Origin of the sequence: Vagococcus penaei (assembly GCF_001998885.1) — a bacterium.
Classification (GTDB): domain Bacteria; phylum Bacillota; class Bacilli; order Lactobacillales; family Vagococcaceae; genus Vagococcus; species Vagococcus penaei.
The window spans coordinates 941,521-965,900 of the sequence record NZ_CP019609.1 but is presented as its reverse complement, the minus strand read 5'-3'; the positions used below and the strand labels follow the sequence as shown (position 1 = coordinate 965,900).

Below are 24,380 nucleotides of genomic sequence, written 5' to 3'. Positions count from 1 at the left end.
AAGCTTACAACTTTTAGAGTTGTAAGCTTTTCTCTTGGAGACACTTTTGGAGACAAACCAACTTGTTTTAGATGTTCTAAAGTATCTTCAAATGCTATTAAATCAATGTTTATAGGTATAAGTTATCTATATCTTTTACTCCCACTCCACAGTAGCAGGTGGTTTACTTGTAATATCATACACGATACGGTTAACGTGAGCCACTTCGTTTACGATACGAACTGAGATTTTTTGTAATAAGTCCCAATCAATACGAGCGAAGTCAGCAGTCATCCCATCAATTGATGTGATAGCACGGATACCAACTGTGTAGTCATACGTACGACCATCTCCCATAACACCAACAGAACGGATACCCGGTAGGACAGTAAAGTATTGCCAGATATCACGGTCAAGACCAGCGTTCGCAATTTCTTCGCGTAAAATCGCATCACTTTCACGTACGATTTCTAATTTTTCTTCAGAGATTTCACCTAGGACACGGATACCTAAACCAGGTCCAGGGAATGGTTGACGCCAAACGATTGAGTCAGGCATGCCTAATTCTGTTCCTAAGGCACGAACTTCATCTTTAAATAAAGTATTTAATGGCTCGATTAAAGTGAATGCCATGTCTTCTGGTAGACCACCAACGTTGTGATGTGACTTAATCACTTCAGCTGTGTCTGTTCCACTTTCGATAACGTCTGTGTAAAGTGTTCCTTGAGCAAGGAATTCGATGCCATCAAGTTTCGCAGCCTCATCATCAAATAGGTAAATAAATTCGTTACCGATGATTTTGCGTTTTTGTTCTGGATCAGAAACGCCAGCTAATTTATCTAAGAAACGTTTTTGAGCGTCGACTTTGATGATGTTTAAGCCGAATTTTCCACCTAAACTTTCCATTACTTGTTCAGCTTCGCCTTTACGTAATAAGCCGTGGTCAACAAAGATACAAGTTAATTGATCGCCAATAGCTTTTTGTAGTAAGACCCCAACAACACTTGAGTCTACACCGCCAGATAAGGCAAGTAATACTTTTTTGTCGCCAACTTGTTGACGGATTTTATTGATTTCAATGTCGATAAAACTTTCCATTGACCAATCACCAGCACAGTGACAGACATCAAAAGCAAAGCGACGTAAAACGTCATTACCGTGTTCAGAATGACGAACTTCTGGGTGGAATTGAACTGCGTACATTTGTTTTTCGATGTTTTCCATTGCTGAAATTGGACAGTTAGGGCTTGTTGCAACAACGTCAAAACCTTCAGGGACTTCAGTGACTAGGTCACCATGGCTCATCCAAACTTGTTGGTGTTCAGGTAAGTCTTTGAATAATTCTGTTTGTTTTGAGGTAACATCAAGCATCGCTTTACCGTATTCTTTACTGTCAGCGCTTGATACCACGCCACCTAATTTATAAGTCATTAGTTGCATGCCGTAGCAAATACCTAAAATTGGAATCCCTAATTCAAAAATTTCAGGATCAATTGAAAAGCTACCTTCATCATAGACACTGTTTGGTCCACCTGAGAAGATAATTCCTTTAGGTGCGATTTCTTTGATTTCTGCTGCTGTGATTTTGTGGCTCATTAATTCTGAGAAAACGCCAAATTCTCGGATACGACGTGTGATTAATTGGTTGTATTGACTACCAAAATCAAGCACAATGATTTTTTCCAAGTCTGTAAAATCTGTTACGTTGGTCAATGGGGTCACCTTATCTTTCTATATATAGTTTAGTTAAAATTTACGAAGGTAGATTTCGTCAATGACGTGATCTTTAGTTTTATGCAGGATAACATCCGCTCGACTTCTGGTCGGTAAGATAAAAGTTTCCAAATTTTTCTGGTTGACTTTGTTCCAGATGCTCCGTGCAAAATTAATGGCTTCTTCGCGTGAACCATTTGCATATTTATAATAATAATTAGTTTTATCCTCTTTTGCAAGGTCTAATAGTGAAGTAAAGCGTTCTAAATACCATTTTTCTATTTGTTCGGGTTCTGCATCAACAAAAATGGAGAAATCAAAGAAGTCACTCATGTAAATTTGTTGATTTTCGGGTAATTGTAGAACGTTGATTCCTTCAACGATTAAAATGTCCGGTTGTGATATGGTCTCAAATTCGTCTGGCATGATGTCATAGACTTCGTGTGAGTAGACAGGGATTTTTAAGTTATCCTCGCCGTTTTTCACAGAATTTAAGAAATTGAGTAGTTTATCCATGTCATAACTTTCAGGGAACCCCTTGCGGTCTAAAATTCCCCGACGCTTTAACTCATCTGTCGGATAAAGAAAACCGTCCGTTGTAATCATTTGAACGTGGCGACGACGTAAGTTACGTGACAGCATCATTTGTAGTAAACGCGAAGTTGTGCTTTTACCAACTGCCACGCTTCCTGCAATTCCAATGATAAAGGGTGCAGGTTGGACGAAGCGTTGCATAAACAAACCTTGATTAATATGTAGTGATTCGTATTCTTTCATATATAAATGTAATAAATGTGTCAATGGAATATAAATATCTTGCACATCTTGGAGTGAGATTTTGTCATTAACACTTTTGATTTGTTGTAATTCAATATCAGTTAGAGGAGGCACGCCGTTACGGTAAAAGCTTTGCCATTCTTCACGTGAAATTTGATAAAAATTCGAACGTTCATCCATAGTTAAGACTCCTAAGTGTTTTAATTAGTTGTCAGTCATCATCCACGGTATTTCAAGTGAAATATGACTAGCGAACTCTTTGCTTTGCGCCAATTGTTCTAAGCGTTGGGCACGACGCTGTGAATAATCTTTGGTAATCATGCGTTCTTCATTTGTTTCTGGCTCGACTTTAGCCACACTAGTAAAGGAAGCAGTTGGTTTTACCACAACGAAGGTCATAAAACAGGTTGCCGCCAAATAGCGTTCACCGGTCAGGAGATTTTCTCCAATGACTTTGACAAAGACTTCCATTGATTTTTTTCCGGTTCCGGTTACATAAGATTCGATACAAACAGAATCATTCTTTAGTAATGGATGTAAAAAATCTAGTGAATCGGTTGATGCGGTCATAATGTGTTGACGAGCGTGACGAGCGGCTGAGATTGACGCTGTATCATCAATTAAATACATCAATTTTCCACCATATAAGGCATCATAAGAATTTAAGTCAGCCGGGAGGATAATGTGTGTCTGGATGACACGTGACTCTCGACATTTTTTTGTTTCTGGCAGATTAGCTGACATATTACTTCTCCTTTTTTTTTACTTTTTTCCTATTATATAATATATAATAAAGTCGTAACGATTATAGCACAGTTGGTCTGAGATATCGAAGAATGGAGGTTAATTTTTATGAGTAAACTAATATTATTTGGTGATAGTATAACTGCGGGGTATATGGGAGGCGAGATAACGCTTATCTTAAATCAACATATCAAGCGTTATTTACCTAATCTTGAGGTAATTAATGCAGGCCTTCCTGGTGACACAACACGCGGTGCAGTCGGTCGCGTAGGCGATCACGTTGTACGATATAACCCTGATGTCGTCACTGTTTTTTTCGGTGCGAATGATGTCGCTGACCATTCAGGAATTAATAACCAAGAATATCGGCAAAATTTAGTATATTTGATAAATACGATTGGTGCCGATAAAATGGTACTTGTTGGGCCTCCGTTTATGCGTCGTTTATTAAATGAGAGTGACCGACCATATCGACGAATCAATGAATATAATGGTATCGCTAAAGAATTGGCGATTTTAAACCGAATTCCATTTGTTGATCTATTCAGTGTGATGCAAGGTGAGTCTGAGCCAGAGGTATTATGGCAAGCTGATGGTCTACATTTTTCTAAGCAGGGCTATTTATTACTGGGTCGTTTATTAGCAGAGGAATTAAAAAGGAGAGGAATTAATTAAATGGGGAATCATTATTTTAGTCAAAATCCAGATATTGAGCATCAACGAAAATCGTGGACGTTTGAGTTAGTGGGGACAGAATTTAAATTCATTACGGATAGTAATGTCTTTTCGAAAAGTACGGTTGATTATGGCTCACGAGTGTTAATTGAGACGTTTGAGGCAAGTGAGCTACCAGATGGGGCTATTTTAGATGTTGGTTGTGGTTATGGGCCGATTGGATTAGCGTTAGCTAAAAAAACAGGACGTATAGTCGAAATGGTCGATGTGAATGAGCGGGCATTAGAGTTAGCACGTGAGAACGCGAAACTAAATGGTTTAACTAATCTTTCCATTTATGCCTCTTATATTTATGAGAGTGTCACAGCAACTGATTTTGCAGCTGTTGTTAGTAATCCACCTATTCGCGCCGGTAAAGAGGTTGTGCATGAAATTATTAGTGGTTCATTTGCTAAATTACAGGTTGGTGGGACGCTGACGATTGTGATTCAGAAAAAACAAGGAGCACCTAGTGCGCAAAAGCGGATGATGGATACATTTGGTAATGCAGAAATTGTCAAAAAAGACAAAGGCTACTATATTATAGTGAGTGTAAAAGAGTAAATCGCAGGATTTGCTCTTTTTTTTAAAAATAGTGTTGACAAATATGTTTGCATAAGATAGAATGGATAGTTGCAGAATGCTTTATGTTATGAACGTTAAAGGGTATGAAATATTGTCCATATTCCTTTAATAGAGTGCAAAAACAAAAATAGGAAGGTCATATTACAAGATCTGGCTCTATTTTTGGTTTTTTTTTCCTAAAATGGATTTGTTACAATGGATGTAATCAAAAATTAATATTTGTAACATAAAGCTTTTTTAAAAAACTCAGAGGGGTGACTAATTTGGTTGGACACGTAGTAAAATACGGAAAACACCGGGAAAGACGCAGCTATTCTAGAATTAATGAAGTCCTAGAACTGCCAAATTTAATTGAAATTCAAACAGATTCGTACAAGTGGTTTTTAGATGAAGGTTTAAGAGAAATGTTTGAAGACATTTTACCAATCACAGATTTTAGCGATAAATTATCATTAGAGTTTGTTGATTATGAAATGAAAGAACCTAAATACACTGTTGAAGAAGCACGTGCACATGACGCTAACTATTCAGCTCCGATTCACGTGACTCTACGTTTAGACAATCAAGTGACGGGTGAAATTAAATCGCAAGAAGTGTTCTTTGGTGATTTTCCATTAATGACTGAAATGGGTACATTTATCATCAATGGTGCTGAACGTGTTGTTGTATCACAGTTAGTTCGTTCTCCTGGAGTTTATTTTAACGCGAAACAAGAGAAAAATGGACAAGAAGGCTTTGGTACAACAATTATCCCTAACCGTGGAGCTTGGATGGAATTAGAAACTGATGCGAAAGGTCTATCGTTTGCACGTATTGACCGTACGCGTAAGATTCCTTTGACTGTTGTTGTGCGGGCTTTAGGTTTTGGTGATGATAGTACCATTATGGAAATCTTTGGTGAAAGTGAAAGCTTAACTGAAACCATTGGAAAAGACATCAAAAAAGAAAGTGGCGGCACGCGTGTTGAGGAAGCCTTAAAAGATGTTTACGAACGTCTACGTCCAGGTGAGCCAAAAACAGCAGAAAGTTCACGTAACTTATTAAATGCTCGTTTCTTTGATCCAAAACGCTACGACTTAGCAAATGTTGGTCGTTACAAAGTAAATAAAAAATTAACGCTTAAAACACGTTTATTAAATCAAACGTTAGCTGAAACATTAGTCGACCCTGAAACTGGTGAAATTATTGTCGAAAAAGGAACAGTTGTGACACACACTGTTATGGAAAAATTAGAAAGTTATTTAGATGCAGGTCTAAACAATGTAACGTTCTATCCTTCTGAAGACGGTGTTGTGACTGAACCAATGACAATCCAAGTCATTAAAGTCTTCTCACCAAAAGACCCAGAACGTGTCGTTAATATGATTGGCAATGGTAATTTAGATGCTACTGTTAAAACAATTCGTCCAGCGGATATCATTGCGACAATGGGTTACTTCTTTAACTTAATGGAAGGTATCGGTAAAGTTGACGATATCGACCACTTAGGTAACCGTCGTATCCGTTCAGTTGGTGAATTATTACAAAATCAATTCCGTATTGGTTTATCACGTATGGAACGTGTGGTACGTGAGAGAATGTCAATCCAAGATACTGAAACATTGACACCTCAACAATTAATTAATATTCGTCCTGTTGTGGCTTCAATGAAAGAATTCTTCGGTTCTTCTCAGTTATCACAGTTCATGGATCAAACCAATCCACTGGGTGAGTTAACCCACAAACGTCGTCTATCAGCCTTAGGGCCTGGTGGTTTAACACGTGACCGTGCCGGATATGAAGTGCGTGACGTGCATTACTCTCACTATGGTCGTATGTGTCCGATTGAAACGCCTGAGGGACCAAACATTGGGTTAATCAATAGTTTGTCTAGCTATGCGAAAGTGAACCGTTATGGTTTTATTGAAACACCTTACCGTCGTGTGGATCGTGCAACTGGTCGTGTAACTGACCGTATCGATTATTTAACGGCTGATGAGGAAGACCACTATATGGTAGCGCAAGCTAACTCTCGTTTAAATGATGATGGGACATTTGCTGAGCCAGTAGTAATGGCGCGTTTGCAAAGTGAAAACTTAGAAGTTGCTGTTGAAAAAGTCGATTACATGGACGTATCACCTAAACAAGTAGTTGCAGTTGCGACATCATGTATTCCTTTCTTGGAAAACGATGACTCCAACCGTGCCTTGATGGGTGCCAACATGCAGCGTCAAGCAGTGCCGTTGATTCAACCACGTTCTCCATTAGTTGGAACTGGTATGGAATATATTGCAGCCCATGACTCTGGTGCCGCTCTATTATGTAAACACGATGGTGTTGTTGAGTTTGTGGATGCAAAACAAGTTCGTGTACGTCGTGACAATGGAACATTAGATAAATATAATATTATTAAATTCCACCGTTCAAACGCTGGTACAAGCTATAATCAACGTCCAATCGTTCGTTTAGGTGAACGCGTTGATGCAGGGGATGCATTAGCCGATGGTTCTTCTATGGAAGAAGGCGAATTAGCTCTAGGACAAAACGTTTTAGTGGCCTTCATGACTTGGGAAGGATATAACTATGAAGATGCGATTATCATGAGTCGTCGTTTGGTTAAAGATGATGTGTATACGTCAATTCATATTGAAGAATATGAATCTGAAGCACGTGACACAAAATTAGGACCTGAAGAAATCACGCGTGAATTACCAAACGTTGGTGAGGATGCGCTAAAAGATTTAGACGAGATGGGTATTATCCGTATTGGTGCTGAAGTGAAAGATGGCGATTTATTAGTTGGTAAAGTAACGCCTAAAGGTGTAACAGAATTATCAGCTGAAGAACGCTTATTACACGCTATTTTCGGTGAAAAAGCGCGTGAAGTTCGTGATACATCACTACGTGTACCACATGGTGGTGGCGGTATTGTTCATGACGTGAAAATCTTTACACGTGAAGGTGGAGATGAATTAGCACCAGGTGTTAATATGTTAGTCCGTGTATATATTGTCCAAAAACGTAAAATTCATGAAGGTGATAAGATGGCTGGACGTCATGGTAATAAAGGGGTAGTTTCTCGGATTATGCCTGAGGAAGACATGCCATTCTTACCAGACGGTACACCAGTTGATATCATGTTAAACCCATTAGGGGTACCTTCTCGTATGAACATTGGGCAAGTGCTAGAACTCCACTTAGGGATGGCAGCACGCTCATTGAATATTCATGTTGCTACACCAGTATTTGATGGAGCAGATGAAGAAGATGTATGGAGTACGGTTGAAGAAGCTGGATTAGCACGTGATGCAAAAACAGTTCTTTACGACGGTCGTACCGGAGAACCTTTTGACAACCGAATTTCGGTTGGGGTAATGTATATGCTGAAACTTGCTCACATGGTTGATGATAAATTACATGCTCGTTCAATTGGACCATATTCATTAGTAACACAACAACCTCTTGGTGGTAAAGCACAATTTGGTGGACAACGTTTTGGTGAGATGGAAGTTTGGGCACTTGAAGCTTACGGTGCTGCTTATACACTACAAGAAATCTTAACTTACAAGTCCGATGACGTTGTTGGTCGTGTGAAAACATACGAATCGATCGTTAAGGGTGAACCTATCCAAAAACCAGGAGTTCCTGAATCATTCCGCGTATTAGTTAAAGAGTTACAAGCTCTAGGTTTAGACATGCGTGTCCTTGATGCAGATGATCAAGAAATTGAATTACGTGATATGGACGATGACGATGATGACTTGATTACAGTCGATGCTTTAGCCAAATATGCTAAAGAACAAGCTGAAAAAGAGCAAGCTGAAAAATCGTTGAAAGATGCACAAGAAAACCAAGAATAGTGTAAAGACAAAAGTGAATGGAGGGACATCTTTTGATCGATGTAAATAAATTTGAAAGTATGCAAATTGGGCTAGCTTCTTCTGATAAAATAAGAAGCTGGTCTTACGGTGAGGTAAAAAAACCTGAAACAATTAACTACCGTACCCTAAAACCTGAACGTGATGGTCTTTTCTGCGAACGCATTTTCGGTCCTACTAAGGACTGGGAATGTGCGTGTGGAAAATATAAACGTATTCGTTACAAAGGAATCGTTTGTGACCGTTGTGGGGTTGAAGTAACACGTTCTAAAGTACGTCGTGAGCGTATGGGACATATTGAATTAGCAGCACCAGTTACACATATTTGGTATTTTAAAGGAATTCCTAGTCGTATGGGTCTTGTATTAGATATGAGCCCACGTGCTTTAGAAGAAATCATTTATTTTGCTTCTTACGTGGTAACTGATCCAGGTGACACAACTTTAGAGAAAAAACAATTATTAACTGAGCGTGAATACCGTGAAAAACGTCAACAATACGGTCAAGAATTCCAAGCTGGTATGGGTGCGGAAGCTATCAAACGCTTGTTAGAAGACGTTAATTTAGAAAAAGAAGTAGTCGAATTAAAAGAAGAACTTAAAACAGCACAAGGTCAAAAAAGAACACGTGCTATCCGTCGTTTAGATATTTTAGAAGCTTTTAGAGTATCTGGTAATAACCCTGATTGGATGGTTATGGATGTGGTACCAATCATTCCTCCAGATTTACGTCCAATGGTGCAACTAGAAGGTGGCCGTTTTGCGACAAGTGACTTAAATGATTTATATCGTCGTGTGATTAACCGTAATAATCGTTTAAAACGTTTATTAGATTTAAATGCACCGGGAATTATTGTGCAAAATGAAAAACGTATGCTACAAGAGGCTGTTGATGCATTGATTGATAATGGTCGTCGTGGTCGTCCAGTAACTGGACCAGGTAACCGACCATTGAAATCTCTATCACATATGTTGAAAGGGAAACAAGGCCGTTTCCGTCAAAACTTACTAGGTAAACGTGTGGATTATTCTGGTCGTTCGGTAATCGTTGTTGGTCCATTCTTAAAAATGTACCAATGTGGTCTACCAAAAGAAATGGCTATTGAATTGTTTAAACCATTCGTTATGCACGAATTAGTTAAACGTGAAATCGCAAGTAATATCAAAAATGCTAAACGTCAAATTGAACGTCAAGAAGACGCTGTTTGGGACGTTTTAGAAGATGTTATTAGAGAACATCCAGTGTTACTTAACCGGGCACCTACATTGCATAGATTAGGTATTCAAGCGTTTGAACCAGTCTTAGTTGAAGGTCGTGCGATTCGTCTTCACCCATTAGTTTGTGAGGCCTATAATGCCGATTTCGATGGGGACCAAATGGCGGTTCACGTACCGTTAAATGAAGAAGCACAAGCTGAAGCACGTATGTTAATGCTAGCAGCACAAAACATCTTGAACCCGAAAGATGGTAAACCAGTTGTTACACCATCTCAAGATATGGTTTTAGGTAACTATTACCTAACTATGGAAGGTGAAGGACAAATTGGGGAAGGTATGGTCTTCCGTAATTTAGATGAAGTTGTTTTAGCTTGGAGAAATGGTTATGTCCACTTGCACACACGTATTGGACTACAAACAAGCTCAATGCCTGAAAAACCATTTACTGATTGGCAAAGAGAGCGCATTTTGATTACAACTGCTGGTAAAGCAATTTTTAACGAAATTATGCCACCAGAGTTCCCTTATTTAAATGAACCAACAACTTATAACTTAACTGAACAAACACCAGATAAATACTTTGTTGAAGCGTCAACCGATATTCCTGCGCATATTAAAGAACAGGAACTTGTTGGACCATTCAAGAAGAAAAATCTTGGAAATATCATTGCTGAAGTCTTTAAACGTTTCAAAATTACTGAAACATCTAAAATGCTAGACAGAATGAAAGACTTAGGTTATAAACATTCGACTTATGCAGGGATGACAGTAGGGATTGCTGATATCGTAGTCTTACACGAAAAACAAGAGATGATTGATGAAGCTCACAAACAAGTAGAAGTCATTACAAAACAATTCCGTCGTGGACTGATTACAGACGACGAACGTTATGAACGCGTTATTGGTGTTTGGAATATGACAAAAGACGCTATCCAAAATAAATTGATGGAAAGTTTAGATGCACGTAACCCAATTTACATGATGAGTGATTCTGGAGCCCGTGGTAATATCTCCAACTTTACGCAATTAGCAGGTATGCGTGGATTAATGGCCGCACCGAATGGTCGAATCATGGAGTTACCGATTGTATCGAACTTCCGTGAGGGATTAACTGTCTTAGAGATGTTTATCTCAACCCATGGGGCACGTAAAGGAATGACCGATACTGCCTTGAAGACTGCCGATTCTGGTTACTTAACACGTCGTTTAGTTGACGTGGCACAAGATGTTATCATTCGTGAAACAGATTGTGGAACGGATCGTGGTTTAAACATTGCTGCTATGAAAGAGGGCAATGAAGTGATTGAAACACTGGAAGAACGTATGTTAGGTCGTTACACACGTAAATCTGTTATCAATCCTGAAACAGGTCATATTATTATTGGACCGAATGAGTTAATTACTGAAGATATCGCACATCAAATTATTGAAGCAGGTATTGAAGAAATTTCAATTCGTTCAGTATTCACATGTAATACAAAACATGGTGTATGTAAACACTGTTATGGTCGTAACTTAGCAACTGGTTCAGAAGTTGAAGTTGGTGAAGCTGTTGGTACAATCGCAGCGCAATCAATCGGTGAACCTGGTACTCAGTTAACCATGCGTACATTCCATACGGGTGGGGTTGCCGGAGATGATATTACTCAAGGTTTACCTCGTATCCAAGAAATCTTTGAAGCACGTAATCCAAAAGGGCAAGCGATTATTTCTGAGGTTGCTGGTGAGATTATTGAAATCAAAGAAGATCAAGGTAGCCGTATGAAAGAAATCACTGTTAAAGGTGACACTGATGAACGGACGTATGAAGTACCTTACATCTCACGCTTGAAAGTAGCAGAAGGCGATATTATTGATCGCGGAACACCATTAACTGAAGGATCAATTGATCCAAAACAATTACTAACCGTTAAAGACGTGTTAACTGTTGAAAACTACTTACTAAAAGAAGTTCAAAAAGTTTACCGTATGCAAGGGGTAGAAATTGGCGATAAACATATCGAAGTAATGGTCCGTCAAATGTTACGTAAAGTACGTGTTATGGATCCAGGTGTGTCTGATATTTTACCAGGAACATTAATGGATATTGGTGAGTTTAAAGAGCGTAACTACAATACATTAGTAAGTGGTGGTACACCAGCAACAGGTCGCCCAGTCTTACTTGGTATTACAAAAGCCTCTCTTGAAACAAACAGTTTCTTATCTGCTGCATCATTCCAAGAAACCACTCGTGTGTTGACGGATGCTGCTATCAGAGGTAAGCAAGACCACTTATTAGGCTTGAAAGAAAATGTTATTATCGGTAAGATTATTCCTGCCGGTACAGGTATGCCTAAATATCGTAACATGGAGCCAAAAGAAGTAGGCGTAGCAAGCGAAAATGTTTACAGTATTAGTGACATTGAAGCACAAATGGCTGCAGCTGATGCTTTAAAAGGTAACAAAGACTAATAAATAAAATTAACCCCCAATTTGGTCACAGAGAATTGTGATCAAATCGGGGGTTTTTGATTTGTACCAGTCTTTTTTGTAAGATTATAGTGATGATGAAAAGTGCAGTTTATACAAAATGAATGAAAAGAACCCGTATTAAATTTGCGCTGATTTTTGATAAATACTTGATAAAGTCAGATTGCATTTGTAAGATAAATGAAAGATAGTAGGAGAGGAGAGGTGGGAATGAGCATTAATAAATTTGGCTTATTAAATGCCTTGTATGAAATAGTAAACAGTAAAGAACACGACAATGATTATGCGGTGGCTTCTTATTTATTAGACAATATTAAACGAATAAATGAAGTTAGTGTTAATGAGCTTGTCAATTGTGCCTTTACTACACCATCAGCTATTCGGCGATTTTGCCATAGGATAGGTTATGATAATTTTAGTGAGTTAAAAGTCTCGTTCAGTCATCTAATTTTCCCGAGCAATTTACGCTTACGACAATTTCACCCGATGAGTGAATACCGTGTACAAAGACTAGATAGTATCCGTCGGGTTATCCAAGATATCGAAAAAAATTTTACAGATACTATGGTAGAGACGATAGTATCATTGATTGTGTCATATAAAAAGGTTATTTTGGTATCTGCAAATAATACAAGTAGTGAGTTGATTAAATTTCAACAAGAATTACTTTTTGCTGAAAAAATAGTATATGTGATATCTAAAGACTACAAAGAGAATAGTATGTTAGAGGAAATAGACGATGAAACCTTATTATTGGTCTCCTCTGTCTCAGGAACTTTTGCAGCGGAGGCTAGTGAATGGGTGAGAGGTTTACCTAGTTATAATATTTTGCTGACTGGAAACAGAGATCCCGAATTTTTAGAGAGTTATCATGATTGTTTTTATATGAGTGGGCAAGATATAAAAAATGATGTGACCGGGGTTTATGGTAAATACGGTTTAACTTTAATTTTCGACTTTATTTCTGAAAGTTTTTTTTATCATTCCTAAAAGAAATAATCGTTCAAATAATGAACGATGTATAAAGTTTAAATTTGTTATACTAAGTTTATCTTATTAAGCAAGAGAAAGGATGTCAGAAAATGCAACATTACTTAAAAAAAGTCAAGTCACCTAAAGGAACAACCATTACAGAAAAAGTATTTTTAACTGATGAGACATTACAAGCTAGAAAAGAAAAATTACTATCACTCATGAAGGAGTATAATTTTAGTTCTCTGATCATCTATGCAGACAAAGAACACGGCGCCTCATTTGAATATTTAACAGGATTTATCCCACGATTTGAAGAAGGTATCCAACTACTGAAGCAAGATGGTACGAGCACTTTATTACTGGGAAATGAAAATTATAATAAAGTTCCTCGTGCTAGAACACAATCTGACGGAATTTTATGTCCACTTTTATCTTTACCAAATCAACCGATGGATTTAAAAAAATCAATGGGGGACTATTTTAAACAAGCCGTTATTGATACTTCAAGCAAAGTTGGTCTAGTCGGTTGGAAACTTTTAACAACTGATATCACAGATGAGCGCCAATTATTTGATGTACCGGCTTTTATTGTCGAGGGATTACAAGCAGCAATCGGTCAAGATGTCAAGCTCGTTAACGCGACACATTTACTAATAGGACCTGAGATAGGTGTCCGAACAGTTAACAATGCCAATGAGTTAGCACATTACGAATATGGTGCTTCTTTAGCCTCTGATAGTGTATTAGATGCTATGAATCATTTGAAAGAAGGTATTTCTGAGAGAGAAGTAGGGGAATGTTTGACGAAAGAGGGACAGTACAATACGGTTATTTCTATTGCTGCATTTGGTGAGCGCTTTGAAAAAGCGAATTTGTATCCAACCAATAGAGTGCTAAATCAGGGAGATAAGGTCTCCCTTACAGTAGCATATAAAGGTGGACTATCGAGTCGTAATGGTTACGCAGTATCGACTTATGAGCAGTTAGAAGATATCGATCCAGGCTATTTTTTAGACGTTGTTATCCCTTATTATCGCGCCTATCGTTATTGGCTAGATCAAATAAAAATTGGAAAAACAGGTGGAGCATTTTATCGCGAATTTTCAAATTTCTATCCACAAGAAATATATGGCTGGGGTCTATGTCCAGGTCATTTAGTTGCAGATGAAGAATGGTTATCTTCACCATTTTATGAGGGTTCGAAGGCTGAATTACGAAGTGGTATGTTATTCCAAGTAGATTTTATTCCAATTCAAAAAGGTCATCAAGGTGTTTCAGCTGAAAGTACAGTGGCGATTGCTGATGCCCGTTTACGTTCAGATATTGAAATTAACTACCCAGAAATGTGGCAACGGATTGTTGAAAGACGACGTTATTTATCTGAGGAATTAAATATTCATCTACACGAAGAATTATTACCAATGTGTGATACATTAGGATATTTAAGACCCTTATTGTTAAATTCAGATATTGCTTTAGTTTTAGAATAAGGGAAAAAAATCCAGAACCAAGGACTAAGTCTGATACTTATCTCAGACAATAAACAAAAAAGTTAAGACATAGCCTAGTGTGATAAATGGGACAAATGGAATTTTTTTAATGTTTTGATGAGTTAATGTATTGCCGATTAAAATAAAAATGATTCCACTTAAAGAGGCAAATAAAATAATCCACAAAGTAAGCGTCAGTCCTAAAAAAAGGCTCAACGTGATGAGTAGTTTACTATCACCACCTCCAAGTGAATTTGGTAAGAGGCAGTGGATAATCATAAAAAATAACGTGGTACAAATTAGAGCATAACCATGCAACGTCATTGTATCGTGATGATAGAAAGTCCAAATAAGTAATAAAAAAGTCACAGGATATAAAATTTTTGGTTCAACTATACCATACAGATAATCGGTCAGACTTAATATTAAGCACAGATACAAGAGGATAAGAATCAGGCTAAATGTGGAAGTTGAAAGGAATTTTTGTGGATAAATCATTAAAAATAAGGTCAGCGACATGCCACAGACTAGTTCAAATAGGCTGTGATACATTGGAATTTTTTGCTGACAGTAACGACAACGATTGTTTTGCCAAATAAGATTGTTAAAAGGAATTAAATCAAACCAGTGTAACGTGTGCTGACAGTTTGTACAATGCGACCTGCTTATAATAAAATTTTGTTTAATAGGAATTCTTTCAGCTAAAACGGCTAAAAAGGACCCGATTAAACAACCTAAATAAAGGCAAACTAGTAGCATATTTTATCATCTCCTTACTTTTAGATTACGAGATTTTGATCAATTATTTTTCTGGATTAATAATAATTAATTAGTCTATGTTTTATTAAAAATAAAGTAATCCTCAAAAAGATGAATCTTTAAGAAAGAATAAAATAATGTATATTATTTTTAAAACAACACGATAGATGTTAGAATAGATATATCAAGATTAAGGAGGAAGATTCATGAGTAAAGAAAAAACAAAAGCAATATTAAATCAAGCGGTAGCGGATTTAAGTCAATTTTCAGTTGTGATTCATCAAACTCATTGGTATATGAGAGGGACAGGTTTCTTAAATAATCACCCTAAAATGGATGAATACATGGATGATATCAATGCGCGCGTTGATGTGATGGCTGAACGCTTAATTACTATTGGAGGCAGTCCTTTTTCAACCCTAGAAGAATTTGCGAAAAATACTAAAATTAAAGACGAACCAGGTACTTATGATAAAGACATGAAATCACGTTTTGAAACGTTATTATCTGGTTACCACTATTTACGTAATTTATGTGCAGATGCGATTGAAATTACTGAAGAAGAAAAAGACCTAGTGACTCAAGATATCTTTATTGATATGAAGGGTGACCTTGAAAAAACAATTTGGATGTTACATGCTGAGTTAGGTACGACACCTAATTTAGATTAATTCAAACAAACAAGTATACTCTTAGTCCTCGGACTAAGAGTATTTTTATAATTTTTTTTGCACAACAATTATTTGACACCGATTACATTTCATGCTATTATTTAGCCAAGATAGAGAAACACGTAGGAGTGTTACTGATACGATCAGGCACCACCAAATGTTTAGTAGAAGTTGTCTACTAGTATTTGGTGTTTTTTTATTTTAAAAAATGAGTGGCATAAGGGAGTGAGGACGATTTACTCGACGGTAAAATCTCTAAATAATAACCTTGTCTTAGCAGTTGATGACAAAAATGATGAATTGGTACTATTTGGCAAAGGTATTGGGTTTAAAAAGAAAGAGGGCGATATAGTTGAGGAAAAGTTAGTCCAAAAAATCTTTTATGCAAAGAGTTTTAAACAAGATTTATCAGAGCTCTTCGCTGATATTTTACCAGAAGTCTTAGCCACAACTGAAAAAATAATCGAATTGGGTGAAAAATCGCTAAATAAACAATTAAATCATAGTTTATTGATTGCTTTATCCGATCATTTACAGACAGCAATTAAACGTGTGGAAGCGAATGAACAAGCAATCGAAAGCACGTTACAGTGGGAAATTCCATTTCTATATGTGCGTGAATCTGAAGTTGGACGTCAAGCTTTGATGATTGTGAAAGAAGACTTGGGTGTTACTCTACCACCAATAGAAGCCTCGTTTATTGCGCTACATTTTGTCAATGCGCAAGACGACTTAGAGTCGATGGAAGACACGATGTTAATTACGGCAATTACCAAGGAAATGGTTAAACTAATTCAATCTTTGTTTGATGTCTCATTAAATAAAGAAAGTGCTAGTTATGCCCGTTTTGTCACACATATTCGGTATTTTATGAATCGACATCTTCACCATCAACAGTACGTATCAAATGATAAAGACACTAAACTTTATCACATTATTAAGGAGCAATATCCACGAAGCTATGCGTGTAGCTTAGTTATTCGTGAGATGTTAGTAGCAAATTATCAGTTAACAGTAAGTAATGAAGAATTGATTTACTTAGTGATTCATATTGAGCGAGTTGTTTCGGAATCAACAATTAAATAGTTTATCCAGTTGGGTGTGTAACGCAATTATGGCATTAACCTAAACAAAGTAACTGCACGAATAATTAATTCGGCTACTTTGTTTAGGTTTTTTATTTTGAAAAATGGTTAATTTGTTGAGAAAAATAAGGGAGCGAGAAAAATGAAACATCAAGAGCTAGCACAACAGATTATTAATGATATGGGCGGTGCAGAAAATATCACACAAAGTTGGCACTGTATTACACGTTTACGTTTTAACGTGAAGGATTCAAAGAAAGTCCAATTAGAAAAAATTGCTAATTTGGATGGTGTACTAGGTGCACAATTTCAAAGTGGTCAATTCCAAGTGATTATAGGCAATGAAGTGACGAGTGTTTATACGGAAGTTAGTCAGTTACTTGATGGTAAGTTGGTAGAACAATCAGATGACGTGAAAACAAGTGGCAATATACTTGATCGAATTTTTGATGTGATTTCTGGTATCTTTACTCCAATTTTAGCGGCAATTACAGGCAGTGGATTGTTAAAGGGAATTATGGCAATCTTGGTAGCACTTAATGTATTGTCAAATGAAAGTTCAACCTATATTGTCTTAAATGCCATATCAGATGCTGTCTTTTATTTCTTACCATTTTTAGTTGGATTTTCTGCAGCGAATAAGTTTAAAACAAATCCATCATTGGGTGTGACGTTAGCAGGAATTTTAATGTATCCAACATTTATGACTAATGCAGCTGGTGGTGAAATAACCAGTCTAAAATTTATCGGCTTAACAATTCCAATGAATAGCTATGCATCAACTGTTATCCCAATTATTTTAGGGGTTTGGTTGTTAAGTTATGTTGAGAAGTATGCGAAAAAAATTATTCCAAGTTCCTTAAGTATTATTTTTGTTCCACTGATTAGCTTGATTATAACAGCGCCAATCTTATTAGCTTTTATTGCACCACTAGGTGTGACAATCGGTTCTTACTTAGAAGTCTTGTTTACGACATTATTTAACGTTGCTGGCCCATTAGCTGGAGCTTTAATGGGCGGCTTGATGCCATTAATTGTTATTACTGGGATGCATTATGCATTTTTCCCAAGTACGTTTGCTAGTTTTGAAAAATTTGGGTTTGATGTGATGCTATTACCAATGAACTTAGTAGCAAATTTGGCACAAGCCGGAGCAACACTGGGTGTTGTTTTAAAAACGAAAGATAAAAAGATGAAACAGTTAGCTATTTCAAGCTTTATTCCAGCTGTTTTCGGGATTACTGAACCAGCGATTTATGGTGTGACGATGAAACTGAAAAAACCGTTCTATGCAAGTATGTTAGGTGGCGCAGTGGGTGGTGCAATTTTTGGGACCTTTGCGGTTAAAACGTTTAGTTTTACAGTACCTGGAATTTTATCATTGCCAACGTATATTAATCCTAAGGGTGGCAGTAATATGATGTTCGCAGTGATCGGTGTGTTATCAAGCTTCTTAATAGGGTTGATCGTGACGATGATTCTTCATAAAGATGTAGTTGAATCTAAAATAGAGGCTGCTGATCCAATATTATCAGATATTGACCCTAAAGATAGTCAGATAACACCATTAGCTAAAAGTAACGACCCTGTTGAAATATTAGCTCCAATGACTGGTATGATTCAGCCGTTAAGTGACTGTCCAGATGAGACGTTTGCTTCTGAAATTGTCGGCAAAGGTATTGGTATTATTCCGAGCAAAGGGGAAGTGATTGCACCATTTGCTGGACAAGTTACAATGACAACGCCCACGCGACACGCTGTTGGTCTATTATCAGAAGACGGAGTTGAGTTGTTGATTCATGTGGGGATTGATACGGTATCATTGAATGGTGAGGGCTTTAATTGTTTAGTTACAGAAGGCGATATAGTGAAAAAAGGCGATAAGCTATTGACTATCGACTTAGAGGTATTACGTGCAAAAGACATTTCGCTTTTTTCACCAATCGTGGTAACGAATACGCCCAATTTTTTAGATGTTCTGCCAATTGCTAAAGAAGACAACCAGGTAGTGCAAGGAATTGATAAAGTTTTTATGGCGATTAATTAAGAAGTGATCAAATAAATACATAATAGATTAATAGATTAAGAGGAGGATTTTAAGGATGAAAGAATTACAAACAGGTTTTCCAACAAATTTTTTATGGGGTGGCGCGACAGCAGCAAACCAAATTGAAGGGGCTTATTTAGAGGATGGGAAAGGATTATCAACATCTGACTTTGCAGCATATAAAGACCCATATGCAACAGGTAAGGTCGATAATTTTACTTTTAACGTATCATCAACAGAATTAGCAGAATACAAAGCTCATCCAGAAAAATATTTATTTCCAAAACGTTGGGGAATTGATTTTTATCATCGTTACAAAGAAGATATTGCGTTGTTTGCAGAGATGGGTTTCAAGACTTTTCGTTTATCAATTTCTTGGGCCAGAATTTTCCCAACTGGATTAGAAACAGAACCAAATGAAGCAGGACTTGCTTTTTACGATAAAGTGTTTGATGAATGTGCCAAATATGGCATTGAGCCATTAGTTACCATGTCACATTATGAAATGCCAATTACGTTAACTGAAAAATATAACGGTTGGGCGAGTCGTGAGTTAATCCCTTTATTTGAACGCTATGCTCGGACAATTCTAGAGCGCTACAAAGGCAAGGTTAATTACTGGATTACATTTAATGAGATGAACATGAATTTAAACAGTTTGTATACTGGTGCTGGCGTTCTAGAAGATTTAATTGATCCCCAAGATAAATTGCAAGTGACGTATCAAGCATCACATCATCAATTTTTAGCCAGTGCTTTAGCAGTAAAAGCGGCAAAAGAAATCGTACCAGAAGCGAAAATTGGCTGTATGATTAATCAAATTGAATCATATGCGTTAACAACTAAGCCAGAAGATCAATTGCAAGCGTTAAAATCAAATCAATTAAATATGTTTTATCCAGATGTACAGGCACGTGGTGTTTATCCGGATTATATGGCACGTTACTTTGCCGATAATGATATTCATGTTGTCATGGAAGCGGGTGATGATGAGATTTTAGCAAATGGAAAAGTTGATTTTGTAGCGATTAGTTACTATATGTCACATGTTACTGAGGCACGAGAAGATGCTGCGAAATTAGCAGGATCATTTGATAGCCCGATTAAAAATGAACATCTAGAGTTATCACAATGGGATTGGCCGATTGATCCAATTGGACTAAGAATTTCATTGATTAAATTATATGATCGCTATGAATTACCATTGTTTGTCTGTGAAAATGGGTTAGGTGCACGTGATGAATTAACAGCTAACGGTAAAGTACATGATGACTATCGCATTGATTATATTAAAAAACATGTGGTTCAAATGAAAGAAGCGATTAAAGATGGTGTTAATTTATTAGGTTATACAACATGGGGTTGTATTGATTTGATTAGCTGTGGGACATCACAAATGAGTAAACGCTATGGTTTTATTTATGTAGATCAAGATGATGAAGGTCATGGCAGTCTTGAGCGTTATCGTAAAGATTCTTTCCATTGGTATAAGGAAGTTATTGCATCAAATGGTGAAAAAATCTAAAGAAAGTTATCAGGGGATAATTACATTAGTCAGTAAAAAATTGTTCAGTTGGGGAAAAGGTTAATGATATTGGATTGAAATTATTAAGTAACAGTAAATAACATCACGAATATAATGATGATTAAATTGTCGTTAAATAAAAAATGGCTTGCTAATAACAAGTCATTTTTTAATACAAAGATAGTGATGAGTTGGAGAGGATATAATGATGACTGATAAAAAAACATTAATTGCTTTTTTTGATGTAGATGGCACACTATGTGATAGTGGCGGTGAAGTACTTGCTTCTAGTATTGAAGCGATTCGTACATTCAGAGCAAATGGTAATCTAGCATATATTTGTACAGGCCGGTCAAAGCCAGAAATTTTGGCTAATATTTTAGCAGTTGGTTTTGATGGAGTGATTGGTGCTGGTGGGGGTTATATAACGTTTGGTGATACTGTATTACGTCATCAAAAAATGCCCAAAGAACATGTTAAAGAAATTGTTGGTTTTTTTGAGCAAAACGATATAGGTTATTATTTAGAATCCAATGATGGCTTATTTAGAAGCTCAAATTGTGAGCAAAAAATTAAAGAAGAAATAAAAAAAATTGCAGAACAAGAAAACGAATCTTTTGATAGTTTAGACGCTAAAATGCTGTGGTTTCATGAATTAACAGCTCAATACGATAATTTCCCTGTGAATTATGATAACGTCAACAAGATTTCCTTTATTAACAATACGTTACCATTTTCAGATATTGCAGATCGTTATGGCGCTGTGTTCCACATGTATCATTCAACAGTTGATTTATTTGGGCCGGAAAGTGGTGAGATTGCAGTGAAAGGCATTGATAAGCAAAAAGCGATTGAGTTTATACTTGGATATCTTGACATGTCCAAAGAGCAAGCTATTGCATTTGGTGACGGAGATAACGATATTGCGATGTTTAATGCAGTGAATTATGGTATTGCGATGGCCAATGCCACGGAAGGATTAAGAGCTATTGCACAGGAGATAACAACTGATGCAGATCATGACGGTATCGCATTAAGTTTAGCTAAGTGGAATATGTGAAAATAAAAAGGAGCCAATCAGTGAAAGATTGACTCCTTTTTATTATTTTCGCTTGATTCGCCGTGTCACCTGTGAGTTGTTATTGCCAACATTATTACCGTTTAAATGGCGTTGCTGTTTTTTTGAGTCAAAATAGTAATAAGCTGAAAAAGTAGCAATTCCACCAACAAAGAGTAAAATACCAGGAATGAAACCAACTGGTAGATAAGATAATTGAATATCAGATTCTCCTTTTGGCACTTTAAACGTTAAGAAACCTTTTTGGAAAGCAGTAGTTTTGACTTTTTTACCGTTTACTTTAACAGTCCAGCCTTTATCGTAAGGAATTGTCGTAAAGACTACTCGTTCTTCAGGTGTTTTAACGCGTGCTATTGCTTTACGGTTAGAGACGTTAAAATCAATTCCATTCTGATTAATTTGTTTCATGGCACTTTGATAGTAGTTTACATTCATCAGTAAAACAGAAGGTTCTAAAAAACTGACAGCTTGTGTACCAAAAAGGCTTAAAGTAAATTGAACGTTAGCATCTTCAGGGAAATATCCTAAATCGTAGTATTGTCCAGTAATACCAATTTGTGATTCATAAACTGTGCCCTGAGATGTTACAGTTGCTTTCGAGCTACCTAGTTCGGCGAAGTCCGATGGGAATAGACTGAGATAAGCTTGTTGCCCACCGGGAATAGCAACGTTAAACGTAATATCTTTGGCGAGATTCGGCTTTTCTTCTGTATAGGTTACATGATTTTGACGATTGGACGTAATTTTAGTGTTGACTGTTTTTGTCACAATCGGCTGGGTAAATTGAAAATACTGTTCATTATAATTGGCCAATTGATTAATTAAAGCTGTTTGAGAGCCTAAATTATCGGTTAATGGCATTTTAATACCGTAAAGAGAATCATCTGTTAAAACTCCTAAAGGCATGGCCAAATCATTTTGAAATAATCGGTATTTTCCAGCTGTTGCAGTTTGACGGAAACCGAATTTATTAATTGTTTGATTACTAATATTATGACGAATTCCCATTAAACTATCCATAAATAAAGTGTTATTTTGGTAACGAATATTTAAGTTCGTCCCACGTGATCTAAAACCTAATTGATTCAGTAGGCTTGAGGAGTGACGATTTCTAATAGATGAAAACATACTAATACCACTAAACCCATAATTAAAGCTATCGTTCGATGAGATTGGTGCAAGTGATTCCAAGCGGTAGAACCTATCATCATTAGCTTTATTAGCAGTGTTGACCAATTTTTTATAGTCTGGATATGGTTCAGAATAAAGACTACGTGACGAATAATTCCAATCATCTAAAATACCATTAATCATGAAACTGGTATTTAAAAAGGCTTCACCAGTTACGATTAATAATAATAAAATAGCTAGTCGGTTTTTTGGTAATTTTTTTAGTTGATAGAACATAATTGCCAGTAGGTAAAGAGCTAAGAATAAGATGGTTACTAGCAATGATTTGTAAGTAACAAAGGTATAATTGTCTTTACCACTGGTCATTTTTCCCAATGTGAAGAGAACTGCTAAAACGAGAACAGTACCAACTAAATAACCACCATCGTCTTTGGAAAACTTTTCCCAACCATATCCTGCAAGCATGACAACTAAAAAGGAAAAAATAAAACTGTATCTAAATAAAAACATGTTAGGTGCATGCATGCCGTGCCAAAATAAATTCAATGGGTCAATGTAAAAGCTGGCAATAATGATCAAAAAGATTCCAGCATAGGCTAATTTATTTTTTAAGGCAATTTTTTTAGTAACGAAGTAAAAGACACAGAAAATGAAAGGTAATAGTCCAACGTAAATAAAAGGAATCGAACCATATTTTGTTGTATCAAAAACACCAATCATATTTTTATTAATGATGTCCCAAAAGCCAGTTGCTTCGGTCTTAAAGCGTGTGAAGTCTGTTAACTTTTCACCATTTGTTCGCAAGTCTACTACTGCTGGTAAAATCATAATCATTGAACTAAGACCAGCTAAAATTGATGTTGCAAAGTAAGGGACGATAAGTTGTTTCCATTTGTTTGAATGGATGATGCACTGAGCGATAAAATACATTACAGAAAAAAGCCCGATAATAAAACCAAAGCAAAAATTGGAAATGAATAAAAGCAAGTAAGCGACAAATAAAACAATCGAACGTCCTTTTTCGACAATCTGATTGATTCCTAAAATAACGAGTGGTAAGTACATGAAAATATCTAACCACATGATTAATTCAGAATGAGCGGTAACAAATGACATTAGCGAATACGCAACTGCTAATGATACAATGGACCACTTAGGTAGTTGGAAGGTTCGTTTTCCATAAGCCCAGAAAGCTAAACCAGCTACCCCGATTTTAATTAATGTCAGCAAATAAAGAGCATCTGGGATATTTTGGTTTTTAAAGAAGAAAACGAGTGGTGTAAAAATACCACCTAAATAGTAAGAAATAAGTGACCAATAATTTAGACCTAGAGATGCATTCCATGTATAAAGTAAACTTTGCTCACCATGTAATGCATTTCTAAAGCTAGCATGGAAGTTTGAAAATTGTGAAAAAGCATCACTAGCCAAGACGCTACGATCACTCCCCCAATAAATACCAATACTTAAATAGGTAGCAAACATAATCAAGAATGGGATGAAAAAAGAGGCTGCAGCATAGATCCCATCTTGTTTGAGCGCTTGTTTCCATTTGTTTATCATA

16 protein-coding genes are annotated in these 24,380 nt (G+C 36.6%); 11 read left to right on the top strand and 5 right to left on the bottom strand.

What is annotated here, in order from left to right:
* Positions 1-135: 135 nt before the first annotated feature.
* Genes guaA through BW732_RS04515 form a run of 3 tightly spaced genes read right to left on the bottom strand, consistent with a single transcriptional unit; the run spans position 136 to position 3,201 of the window.
* Entirely contained in the window at positions 136-1,692 is a 1,557-nt protein-coding gene (gene guaA, locus BW732_RS04525; RefSeq protein WP_077275665.1) for a glutamine-hydrolyzing GMP synthase, read from the bottom strand.
* A gap of 33 nt (positions 1,693-1,725) precedes the next feature.
* Positions 1,726-2,649, bottom strand: coding sequence for a type I pantothenate kinase (coaA, locus tag BW732_RS04520; RefSeq protein WP_077275664.1), 924 nt, complete (start codon positions 2,647-2,649; stop codon positions 1,726-1,728).
* A 24-nt stretch (positions 2,650-2,673) separates the two neighbouring features.
* Positions 2,674-3,201, bottom strand: a complete 528-nt coding sequence (locus BW732_RS04515) for an acyl-CoA thioesterase (protein ID WP_126844029.1) — start codon at positions 3,199-3,201, stop codon at positions 2,674-2,676.
* A gap of 120 nt (positions 3,202-3,321) precedes the next feature.
* Here BW732_RS04515 and BW732_RS04510 point away from each other — a divergent pair, with 120 nt between their 5' ends.
* The 6 genes from BW732_RS04510 to BW732_RS04485 all read left to right on the top strand — a co-directional run bounded on the left by BW732_RS04510 (position 3,322) and on the right by BW732_RS04485 (position 14,520).
* Positions 3,322-3,888, top strand: coding sequence for an SGNH/GDSL hydrolase family protein (locus tag BW732_RS04510; RefSeq protein ID WP_077275662.1), 567 nt, complete (start codon positions 3,322-3,324; stop codon positions 3,886-3,888).
* Positions 3,889-4,491 (top strand): class I SAM-dependent methyltransferase, encoded by a 603-nt coding sequence (locus tag BW732_RS04505; RefSeq protein ID WP_077275661.1) that lies wholly within the window; start codon positions 3,889-3,891, stop codon positions 4,489-4,491.
* Between the two features lie 284 nt (positions 4,492-4,775).
* The gene (gene rpoB, locus BW732_RS04500) at positions 4,776-8,351 is read left to right on the top strand and encodes a DNA-directed RNA polymerase subunit beta (protein ID WP_077275660.1); all 3,576 of its coding nucleotides are present in this window, start codon (positions 4,776-4,778) and stop codon (positions 8,349-8,351) included.
* 32 nt (positions 8,352-8,383) lie between these two features.
* On the top strand, positions 8,384-12,037 hold the full coding sequence (rpoC, locus tag BW732_RS04495; protein ID WP_077275659.1) for a DNA-directed RNA polymerase subunit beta': 3,654 nt from the start codon (positions 8,384-8,386) through the stop codon (positions 12,035-12,037).
* A gap of 228 nt (positions 12,038-12,265) precedes the next feature.
* Positions 12,266-13,045: a MurR/RpiR family transcriptional regulator gene (locus BW732_RS04490; RefSeq protein WP_161485513.1), complete on the top strand. Its 780-nt coding sequence runs from the start codon at positions 12,266-12,268 to the stop codon at positions 13,043-13,045.
* A gap of 92 nt (positions 13,046-13,137) precedes the next feature.
* Positions 13,138-14,520 (top strand): M24 family metallopeptidase, encoded by a 1,383-nt coding sequence (locus BW732_RS04485; protein ID WP_077275657.1) that lies wholly within the window; start codon positions 13,138-13,140, stop codon positions 14,518-14,520.
* 42 nt (positions 14,521-14,562) lie between these two features.
* On the opposite strand, the gene BW732_RS11770 is transcribed toward BW732_RS04485, so the two are convergent.
* On the bottom strand, positions 14,563-15,279 hold the full coding sequence (locus BW732_RS11770) for a prepilin peptidase (RefSeq protein WP_077275656.1): 717 nt from the start codon (positions 15,277-15,279) through the stop codon (positions 14,563-14,565).
* A 206-nt stretch (positions 15,280-15,485) separates the two neighbouring features.
* Here BW732_RS11770 and BW732_RS04475 point away from each other — a divergent pair, with 206 nt between their 5' ends.
* The 5 genes from BW732_RS04475 to BW732_RS04455 all read left to right on the top strand — a co-directional run bounded on the left by BW732_RS04475 (position 15,486) and on the right by BW732_RS04455 (position 21,667).
* Positions 15,486-15,950, top strand: coding sequence for a Dps family protein (locus tag BW732_RS04475; protein ID WP_077275655.1), 465 nt, complete (start codon positions 15,486-15,488; stop codon positions 15,948-15,950).
* 225 nt (positions 15,951-16,175) lie between these two features.
* Positions 16,176-17,036 carry a PRD domain-containing protein gene (locus BW732_RS04470; protein WP_161485512.1) on the top strand — a complete coding sequence of 287 codons (861 nt, stop codon included), beginning with the start codon at positions 16,176-16,178 and terminating at the stop codon, positions 17,034-17,036.
* A gap of 141 nt (positions 17,037-17,177) precedes the next feature.
* Positions 17,178-19,082 (top strand): beta-glucoside-specific PTS transporter subunit IIABC, encoded by a 1,905-nt coding sequence (locus BW732_RS04465; protein ID WP_077275653.1) that lies wholly within the window; start codon positions 17,178-17,180, stop codon positions 19,080-19,082.
* Between the two features lie 55 nt (positions 19,083-19,137).
* Positions 19,138-20,607 carry a glycoside hydrolase family 1 protein gene (locus BW732_RS04460; RefSeq protein WP_077275652.1) on the top strand — a complete coding sequence of 490 codons (1,470 nt, stop codon included), beginning with the start codon at positions 19,138-19,140 and terminating at the stop codon, positions 20,605-20,607.
* Between the two features lie 205 nt (positions 20,608-20,812).
* Positions 20,813-21,667, top strand: coding sequence for an HAD family hydrolase (locus tag BW732_RS04455; protein WP_228414973.1), 855 nt, complete (start codon positions 20,813-20,815; stop codon positions 21,665-21,667).
* 42 nt (positions 21,668-21,709) lie between these two features.
* Here BW732_RS04455 and BW732_RS04450 read toward each other — a convergent pair whose 3' ends face one another.
* Positions 21,710-24,379, bottom strand: coding sequence for a YfhO family protein (locus BW732_RS04450; RefSeq protein ID WP_077275651.1), 2,670 nt, complete (start codon positions 24,377-24,379; stop codon positions 21,710-21,712).
* Position 24,380 lies beyond the last annotated feature (1 nt).